General features: G+C 55.2%; 2 protein-coding genes. Both read right to left on the reverse strand.

The annotated features are described in order from the left end of the window. Nucleotides 1–2,453, reverse strand: a 2,453-nt coding sequence (locus tag ACI32D_RS00905) for an ATP-dependent Clp protease ATP-binding subunit (RefSeq protein ID WP_439774793.1), incomplete at its 3' end; no start/stop codon positions are given. A gap of 23 nt (nucleotides 2,454–2,476) precedes the next feature. After that, entirely contained in the window at nucleotides 2,477–2,938 is a 462-nt protein-coding gene (locus tag ACI32D_RS00910; protein ID WP_439774794.1) for a GAF domain-containing protein, read from the reverse strand. Nucleotides 2,939–3,077: the final 139 nt, after the last annotated feature.

The raw sequence follows: 3,077 nt of genomic DNA on the forward strand, positions 1-3,077 counted from the left end.
CCCTTGACCTTTTCGCCGGACTTGGCCTTGACGATTTCAAAGCGCAGCTTGCCGCCCCGGGCGCCAATCTTGACCGTGTCGCCGGCCTGCAGCTTTTCGCTGACCAGGTCCTGGGCTAATTCGTCTTCAACTTCATCCTGGATGGTCCGCCGCAATGGCCGGGCCCCCATTTCCGGATTGTAGCCGTCCTTGGCCAATTGATCCAAGGCAGCTGGCGACAGGCGCAAAGTAATGTCTTTTTCCGCCAGCCGCTTGACCAGTTTCCGGGTCAGAAGCGTCACGATTTCCCGCAGCTGCTTGGCATCCAGCGGCTTGAAGACGATCTTTTCGTCGATCCGGTTCAAAAATTCCGGCCGGAAGAAGTCCTTGGTAGCCTTGGTTACCTTTTCCGTGATCAGCTTGCCCTGGTCTTCCTGGCTGGCTGAGAAGCCCACGTGGCTGTCAGCTTCCAGGCTTCTGGAACCAAGGTTGGAAGTCATGATGATAATCGTGTTTCTGAAGTCGACCTTCCGGCCCAAGGAGTCAGTCATGAAGCCTTCATCCAGCACCCGCAGCAAGACGTTGAAGATTTCCGGATTGGCCTTTTCCACTTCGTCAAAAAGAACGACTGAGTAAGGATGTTCCCGGACCTTGTTGGAGAGCTGCCCCCCCTCTTCATAGCCGACGTAGCCAGGTGCTGACCCGATCAGCTTGGAGGAAGATTCCCGGTCCATGTACTCTGACATGTCGACTCTGATGATGTTGTCTTCTGAGCCAAAAACTGCCTCAGCCACGGCCTTGGCCAGTTCAGTCTTGCCGACCCCGGTTGGGCCTAGGAAGAGGAAGGAACCGATTGGCCGGTTCTCATCCTTCAAGCCGCTTCTTGACCGGCGGATGGCATTAGCCACAGCCTTGACGGCATCGTCTTGGCCGATGACTCTTTCATGCAAGATCCCTTCCAGGCGGGCCAGGCGCTTGTTTTCACTGGTCTTGAGCTGGGTTACCGGAACCCCGGTCCAGATGGAGACCACCTTGGCCACGTCTTCAGCACCAACGACTGACCTCTTTTCATCCTTGCCGGCCAGCTTCTTAGCAATCACGCTGCGCTTTTGCCGCAAGGCGACTTCCTGGTCGCGCAGCTTGGCCGCTTGGGCAAAGTTCTGCTTGGCTGCTTCATCGTTCTTTTGCTTGAGAGTCCGGCTGATTTCCAAATCGATTTCAGCCAGGTCCTTGTCTTCGCCAGTGTCATTGGCCAGTTTAACCGCCGCGCTGGCTTCATCGATCAAGTCGATGGCCTTGTCTGGCTGGTAGCGGTCGGCGATGTAGCGGCTGGACAAGTCAACTGCTGCCTGCAAGGCTTCTTCTGACAAGGCTACCCGGTGGTAGTCCTCGTACTTGTCCTTGATCCCATGCAAAATCCGCAGGGTTTCTTCTTCATTTGGCTCAGCCAGGCGGACCAGCTGGAAGCGGCGGACAAAGGCAGAGTCTTTTTCCATGTGCTTGCGGTATTCTTCAAAAGTCGTGGCCCCGATCAATTGAATATCCCCGCGGGCCAATGCCGGCTTCAAGGTGTTAGAGGCGCTCATCGCCCCTTCCGCGTCCCCGGCCTTGACCAAAGAGTGAATTTCGTCGACAAAAAGAATGACATTCTTGCTGGCAGTAACTTCCTTGATCAAGCGGTCCATCCGCTCTTCAAATTCACCCCGGTAGCGGGTACCGGCCACCATGCTGTTGACGTCCAGTGAAACCACCCGCTTGTCAGCCAGATCCCGGGGAACTTTTTTATCAACGATCGCGCTGGCCAAAGCTTCAGCGACCGCGGTCTTGCCGACCCCAGGCTCACCGACCAAAAGGGGGTTGTTCTTGGTCCGCCGGGAAAGGATCTGAATCACCCGGTCCAGTTCCCGCTGGCGGCCGATCACCGGGTCAATGTCGCCTTCTTTAGCCCGCCGGTTCAAGTCGATCCCAAACCGGTCCAAAATCGGCGTCTGTGACTGGCTTGCCCCAACGGCTGGCCGGCTGGCCTGGCTGCTTTCCCCGGTCACCTGGTTGGCATCATCCAGTTCGTCTTTCAAGTTGTCCAGGTCCACGTCCAGGTTGCGCAGGATCATGGCTGACAAGATCTGCTCGCTGGAAACCAAAGCTTGAAGAATGTCCGTCGTTTCAATTTCCTTGCTGGACCGGAGTTCAGAATTCCGCTTGGCGTAGTCCAGCGCCAAAGTCAGCCGGGGAGAAAACTCCATATAGCTGGTTGGGGCCGCTGAGCCGTAGCCCGTGTAGCGCTCGATTTCTTCCCTGACCCCGGCCGGCGTCACGTTCATGGTCCGCAGGATCTTGCCGGCCTTGCCGTCAGCTTCGATTACCAGGGCCAAAAGGACATGCTCAGTCCCGATTAGGCGGTGGTGAAACTCCTTGGCTTGTTCCTGGGCAATTTCCAAGACCTGTCTGCTGCTTTTACTGTATGAATTTTGCATATAAAAATCGCCTCACACCGGACCTAGTTGCCTAAAGCTACTGCCGCGATCTGCTCTAAGTACTTCTGGTCCAAATCATCAAAATTGTTCAAATTAGTCGAGTCAAAGTCGTACACGCCCCAGAAATTGCCGCTCCGGTCAAAAATCGGCACGACGATTTCTGAATTGGAGGCACTGTCGCAGGCGATATGGCCTGGGAAGTCATGGACATTGGCCACAATCTGCGTCTTCTTTTCCAAGGCGGCTTTCCCGCAGACCCCCTTGCCCAGCTGGATGTGCACGCAGGCCGGCATCCCCTGGAAGGGCCCCAGGATCAATTCCCCTTTTTCAAAGCGGTAAACCCCGGCAAAATTGACGTTTTTCATTCCTGCTTTCAAAAGGGCCGAAACATTGCCGGTATTGGCGATCCAGTCGCTCTCCCCGGCCGTCAAGGCCTTGGCCTGCTCAAGCAATAACTCGTACTCCGCCTGACTTGCTGCTGCCATGATTTCCTCCTTCGCGTCTGCCAAATAATAGGTAAAAAGGCAAAAATTGCTATGCTTGCAAGCATAACATTTCCCGATCTTTTCGACAAGCCAGGTGCCCTGCAGATCTATTATAAGGCAAAAAGAAAAGACCCGCTAA

This window comes from Lactobacillus sp. (assembly GCF_051873315.1).
Lineage (GTDB): Bacteria > Bacillota > Bacilli > Lactobacillales > Lactobacillaceae > Lactobacillus.

Coding starts and splice junctions, on each gene's coding strand:
- ACI32D_RS00910 (WP_439774794.1), bottom strand. CDS start 2,938: ATGGCAGCAGCAAGTCAGGCGGAGTACGAGTTATTGCTTGAGCAGGCC.